Consider the following 6179-nt stretch of genomic DNA (forward strand, 5'->3'; position numbering starts at 1 on the left):
GGGCACCGTAGTCCTCGCCGGGGACCCGTGCCGGCTCGAGCGCTATGCACCCTTGCCGGGCAGCACGCGGTAGGCGTCGTAGATGCTGTCGATCTGTTTGATCGAGCTGATCAACGAGTCGAGGTGTGACGGGTCGGCCAGCTCGAAGTCGAACCGCATCTTCGAGATGCGATCCGAGCCGGTGACCGTGTTGCAGGCGATGATGTTCACGTGGTGGTCGGCGAGGGCGGCGCTCACGTCTCGGAGCAGCCGGGACCGATCGAGCGCCTTCACCTCGATCGAGGCCACGAACGTACCGGCCGTCTCGTTGTCCCACTCGACGTCGATCAGCCGGTCCGCCTGGCCCATCGAGAGCGAGATGGCGTTGGCACAGTCGGTGCGGTGCACCGACACCCCCCGACCGCGGGTGACGAACCCCATGATCTCGTCGCCAGGCACCGGTGTGCAGCAGCGCGACAGCCGCACCATGAGGTCGTCAAGGCCCTCCACGTGCACGCCTGAGCGAACCCCGGTGCTGCGTCGCCTGCGTGGCTCGCGCACCGTGACCGGCAACTGCTCTTCGCGGGTCGGGTCGACATCCTGCAGGAGCCGCCGCACCCGCTCGGCCACCGACTTGGCCGAGACGTGGTTCTCGCCGATGGCGGCCTTCAGCGCGGGGAGGTCCGCGTAGTTCAACGAGGCAGCCACCTCGTCGAGCACCCTGGACTGGAGGATCTTCTGCACCGGCAGGCCCTCCCGGCGCATGGCGCGGATCAAGTCCTCATGACCGCTCTCGATGGCGTCCTCGCGCCGCTCACGCGAGTACCACTGGCGGATCTTGTTCGTCGCGCGGTGCGTGGCCACGAACTTCAGCCAGTCGCGCGACGGGCCTGCGCCCTCGACCTTGGAGGTGAAGATCTCCACCGTGTCGCCGGACTGCAGCTCCGAGTCGAGCGGTGACAGCCGCCCGTTGACCCGGGCGCCGATGCAACTGTGGCCCACCTCGGTGTGGATGGCGTACGCGAAATCCACCGGGGTGGCCCCCTTGGGCAGGGTGATCACCCGGCCCTTCGGGGTGAAGACGAACACCTCGTCCTGCTCGAGGTCGACTTTCAGGTTGGCCATGAACTCGCCCGGATCCTCGGTCTCGCGCTGCCAGTCGACGATCCGGTTCAACCAGGCCAGGTCCGCGGTCGAGGCGTGGTTGTCTTTGTAGTTCCAGTGAGCCGCCACCCCGTACTCGGCCCGGCTGTGCATCTCCCTGGTGCGGATCTGTACCTCGAGCGGCTTGCCCTGCGGACCGACGACCGTCGTGTGCAACGACTGGTAGAGGTTGAACTTGGGCATGGCGATGTAGTCCTTGAACCGGCCCTGCACCGGTTTCCACGTCGCATGGATCGAACCGAGCGCGGCGTAGCAGTCCTTCACCGTGTCGACCAGCACCCGAATGCCGACCAGGTCGAAGATGTCGTCGAACTCCTTGCCCTTCACGACCATCTTCTCGTAGATCGACCAGTAGTGCTTCGGTCGGCCCGTCACCTCGGCGGTGATGCGCAGCTCCTTCAACCGCTCCCGCACCTCGTCCACGACCTGGAACAGATAGATCTCCCGCTCAGGGGTGCGGGTGGCGACCATGTGGTCGATCTCGGCGTAGCGCTTCGGATGCAGGGCGGCGAAGGCCAGGTCCTCGAGCTGCTGCTTCATGTCCTGCATACCCAGTCGATGCGCGAGTGGGGCGTAGATGTCGAGCGTCTCCTGTGCGGTGCGTTCCTGCTTCCACGCCGGCATGGCCGCGATGGTGCGCATGTTGTGCAGGCGGTCGGCGAGCTTGATGATCAGGACCCGGAGGTCCTTGGCCATCGCCACGAGCATCTTGCGCATCGTGGCGGCCTGCTGGGCCTCCTTCGAGTCGAACTTGATGCGGTCCAGCTTGGTGACCCCGTCAACGATGGCGGCCACCTCCTCGCCGAAGTCGGACTCGATGGCGGCAAGGGTCATGCCCGTGTCCTCGACCGCGTCGTGGAGCAGCGCAGCGGCGATCGTCACGTCGTCGAGGCCCAACTCGGCGACGATCTTGGCCACCGCCACCGGGTGGGTGACGTACGGCTCGCCCGACTTGCGGGTCTGGCCCCGGTGCGCTGCCGCGGCCGCCTCGCAGGCCCGGGCGATGGTCGCGGTGGACGCCCGGGGGTGGTGCTCGCGGTAGGCGGCGACGAGCGGGGCGACCTCCTCCGACGGGGGCGCGCTGTGGCGGCGCCACGGGAGCACCCGATCGACGGTGGCCACTCGCGCGCTACCTCCTCCTGCGTACCAGCACTACCCCCACCATGGTAGGGCCCAACGCCACCTGCACCGCAGACCCGCTCCGCCGGTCAACAGGCCCCAATCGGACCCGCGCGGGCGACGAGGCCGCCGCTGCTCAGCGCCGCTTGCCCTTCTTACGGGGGCGGGGTGGGATCGCACCGCTGTAGGTGACCGCGCTCGCCCCGGCAGGACGGCCGGGCGAGGACGATGCGCGGGCCGCGGCGGACGCCGCCTCCGGCGTGGCTGGCGTCTCCTCCTCGACGGGACCCCGGGATGACGTCCGGCTGGCGAGCACCCGCTCCCGGATCGAGCGGTACCGCTGCTGGCGCTCCTTGATGGCCACCAGCGTGGGCGCGGCAACGAAGATCGACGAGTAGGCACCGGCCAGCAGCCCCACGAAGAGCGCCAGACCGAACTCCTGCAAAGTCACCGCCCCGAGCCACCAGGACCCCACGACCAGGATCGAGATCACCGGCATGATCGAGGTGATGGTGGTGTTGAGCGAACGGGGCATGACCTGGTTCATGGAGAGGCTGACCATCTCCGTGTAGGTCATCCGCCCCGACAGGCCGACGCGACCCTCGTTCTCCTTCACCTTGTCGAACACGACGATGGTGTCGTAGATCGAGTAGCCGAGGATGGTCAGGAAGGCGATCACCGTTGCCGGGGTGAGCTCGAACTGGAAGATCGAGTACACCCCGACGCTCACCAGCACGTCGTGGGTCACCGCGGCCAACGCGCCCAGGGCCATCGGCCACTCCAGCCGCAGCGACAGGTAGACGAGGATCGCGACCAGGAAGATCACCAGTGCCCGCACCGCGGACCGGGTGATCTCGTCCCCCCACGACGGGCCGACCTCGCTGACGTTCACCTCGCTCGGGTTCACCCCGGCGAGGTCCGCGAGGACCTGCCGGGTCTCGGCGGACTTCTCCGGCGATTCCGTCGGTCCCTGCACCCGCAGCGTTCCGTCCCCGACGACCTGGATCTTGGCCCCTGCCTGCCCGATGCCGGCCAGCGCGTCCCTGGCCGCGGCCACCGACACCCCGGGGGCGGGAAGCTCGAACGACACCCCACCCTTGAAGTCGATGCCCAGGTTCAGCCCACGGGTGAGCAGGGAGCCGAGGCTGGCCACCAGCAGCACCGCCGAGAACACCAGGCCGCGAACCCACCAGCGCTGGAAGTCGATCTGGGTCTCGCCCCGCATGAGGCGAGCGAGGCCACCTCCGGCGCCGCTCATGTCCCCACCGTCGCCTTCTCCCGCGGGGGCACGGCGGGGGTCGCGCCCGGCTCGGCCTCCGGCGCCGGGAGCCCGAACCAGCGTGGCTTGCGGGCCGCCAGGCTGCTGCGAGTGACGTAGCCGACCGCGGGTCGCATGTAGAAGTACGACGCGATCAGGTCGAGCAGGGTGGAGAGTCCCAGGTAGAAGGCGAAGCCCCGTACCGGCCCCACGGTGAGCCACCAGAGCAGCCCGGCGGCGATCAGCGAGGAGACGTCGGCCTTGACGATCGTGCTCCACGCGGAGACGAAGGACTTGTCCGTCGCCGAGCGCACGGTGCGCCCGTGGCGGACGTCTTCTTTCATGTGCTCGTAGTAGACGACGTTCGAGTCGACCGAGATGCCGATGGAGACGATCAGGCCGGTGACGCCGGCCAAGGTCAGCGCCAACCCGTTGTTCTCCCCCAGGTAGGAGATGATCGACCACAGCAACGCGGCCTCCAGGCTGAGCTTGACGATCGCCAGCACGCCGAGCAACCGGTAGAACGCCACCATGTAGAGGGTGACCAGGCCGAAGCCGACCAGGCCGGCCCACAGCCCGGCGGTGAGGGCGTCACGCCCGAGGGTGGCCGAGACGATCTGGACCTGCTGGCGTTCCAGCTCGACGGGCAGCGCGCCGTACTTGAGCACGGTGGCCAGGTCCCGGGCGGTGCGCTCGTTGAAGTCCCCCGAGATCTCGATCTGGTCGCGGCTGAACGAGGGCTCGTTGATCGAGGGAGCGGACACCACCCGCCCGTCCAGCACGATCGCCAACCGGCCCCTGCCCCCGCCCTGAGCGGGGCAGGTGGTGCCTCCGCTGTAGCACTGGCTGGCCGCGGCGTTGAACTTGTCGATGCCGTCAGCACCCGGTTTGAACACCGGGTTGACCACCCATTTGCCCTGCGAGCTGAGGGTGGCCCGGGCCGTCTCCAGCGCGTCGCCGGTGAGGAGGGTGGGACCGAGCTGGTACACCGCCACCAGCTCGCCGGTGCGGGGATCGCACTGCGGGAGCACAACCTGCTGATCGGGCAGATCCTGGTCGCTCGGTACCCCGGTACGGCAGACGTCGGGAGGCAGGGAGGGCAGCCCGGTCGCAGACGGCGCACCGGGCTCGCCGGTGGTGACCGTGCCGGAGCCGTCGGTGGCCACTGCTCCGTCGCCCACCACGGTGCTCGGGCTGGAGTCGGTCGGCGCACCGGTGTCGGTGAGCCCGTCGCCGGGTTGGCGCCCGAGCGCCTGCTCACCCGGCGCGGCGCCGCGCACGCCGAGGCCGGCCTCGGTCGAGTTCGGCGCGGGCTCGCTGATCGATGAGTCGGTGGTGGCCGGCTGATCAGAAGCCCCTGGGGATCCGTCGCCCTGCTGCCCGGCGGAACCGGCATCGACCGGAGCGGTGGCGTTGGGGTCAGCCGGGACGGTCGAGTCGGATGGCACTGCTCCACCGTCTTCGCTCGCCGGTGGGGTGGGGGCGTACTGGGCGAGGACCGGCCGGAACCGCAGCTCGGCGGTCTGCCCCACGAGCTCGATGGCCCGGTCCTTGTCCTTGACCCCGGGGATCTGGACCAGGACGGTGTTGCCCTGGCGGGTGATCTCCGGCTCGGCGACGCCGAGCGCATCGACCCGCTGGCGGATCACCTTGATGGTCTGGTCCAGGGCGTCGCTGTCGACCTGCTCCTTCGGCTGGAGCACGACCGACACTCCGCCTTGCAGGTCCAGACCGAGCAGGGGACTGTTGCCGACCGCGAACGTGTAGCCGAGCGCGCCGAGCGCCACGGCCACGAACACGATGAGGGAGGCGAGACCACGCCGGCGCCGCACGGGGCTACCGTCCCGTCGGGTCGTTGCGCTCGATGGGGTCGCCGGTCAGGTCCAGCTGCGCCTCGTCGGCGGCAGCCGGCTCACCGGGACCCTCGACCTTCGCCGCGATCGCACGCTTGGCCACCTTGATCTCCACCCCGGGGGCGACCTCGAGCCGGGCGAGGTCGTCTTCGAGGTGGGTGATGGTGCCGTACACACCCGATCCCAGCATCACCTCGTCCCCCTCGGCGAGCTGGGTCATCAGCGCCTGGTGGCGCTTCAGCTCGCGTTGGCGGGGAACGATCAGCACCACCCACATCAAGACGAAGAGGACCAGGAAGATGATGGTGGCCATGAGGATCCGGGGGGATGGGCGAACTCGGGCGTGGAGCAGGTTAGCCCAGCCCGTCCTGCAGGCCACTTCGGCCCCGTCCCCCGGGCTCCTCGATCACCCCCAGTGGTCGGCGACCCGGTCGCGAAGCGCCTCGAGGGTGCCCGCGGTGATGGCTCGGCGGCACTCGTCGATCAGGGCGAAGGTCCACGACAGGTTGTGGAGGGTGAGCAACCGGGGGGCGGTGGGCTCCTGGACCCGCAGCAGGTGCCGGAGGTAGGCACGCGAATAGCGGGCACAGACCTCGCACCCGCACTCCGGGTCGAGCGGGGCCGGGTCGCGGGCGTAGCGCTCGTTGCGCAGGTTCATCCGACCGGTCCAGGTGAGGATCGATCCGTGCCGGGCCAGCCGGGTGGGCAGCACGCAGTCGAAGAGGTCGACACCGAGACGGATGGCCTCGATCATGCCCAGCGGGTCACCCACACCCATCAGGTAGCGCACCTGCCCCATCGGCAGG

At 69.3% G+C, this 6179-nt stretch carries 5 protein-coding genes; all 5 read right to left on the bottom strand.

All coding sequences use genetic code 11. From position 1 onward, the window contains the following. Positions 1–42: 42 nt before the first annotated feature. On the bottom strand, positions 43–2265 hold the full coding sequence (locus V7004_RS06445) for a RelA/SpoT family protein (protein ID WP_334142851.1): 2223 nt from the start codon (positions 2263–2265) through the stop codon (positions 43–45). 133 nt (positions 2266–2398) lie between these two features. After that, a complete protein-coding gene (gene secF / locus V7004_RS06450) occupies positions 2399–3520 on the bottom strand; it encodes a protein translocase subunit SecF (RefSeq protein ID WP_334142852.1) in 1122 nt (373 codons plus the stop codon). Next, positions 3517–5352 (bottom strand): protein translocase subunit SecD, encoded by a 1836-nt coding sequence (gene secD, locus V7004_RS06455; RefSeq protein ID WP_334142853.1) that lies wholly within the window; start codon positions 5350–5352, stop codon positions 3517–3519. The genes secF and secD overlap by 4 nt, the downstream gene beginning before the upstream one ends. A 4-nt stretch (positions 5353–5356) precedes the next feature. After that, positions 5357–5686: a preprotein translocase subunit YajC gene (yajC, locus tag V7004_RS06460; RefSeq protein WP_334142854.1), complete on the bottom strand. Its 330-nt coding sequence runs from the start codon at positions 5684–5686 to the stop codon at positions 5357–5359. 93 nt (positions 5687–5779) lie between these two features. After that, on the bottom strand, positions 5780–6179 hold a 400-nt coding region (locus tag V7004_RS06465; protein ID WP_334142855.1), incomplete at its 5' end, for a tRNA guanosine(34) transglycosylase Tgt.

Origin of the sequence: Rhabdothermincola sp., from assembly GCF_036846205.1 — a bacterium.
Lineage (GTDB): Bacteria > Actinomycetota > Acidimicrobiia > Acidimicrobiales > Acidimicrobilacustridaceae > Rhabdothermincola.

Bases quoted from the DNA above. Each gene is read 5' to 3' on its own strand.
- secF (WP_334142852.1), bottom strand. From the start codon at position 3,520: ATGAGCGGCGCCGGAGGTGGCCTCGCTCGCCTCATGCGGGGCGAGACC.
- yajC (WP_334142854.1), bottom strand. From the start codon at position 5,686: ATGGCCACCATCATCTTCCTGGTCCTCTTCGTCTTGATGTGGGTGGTG.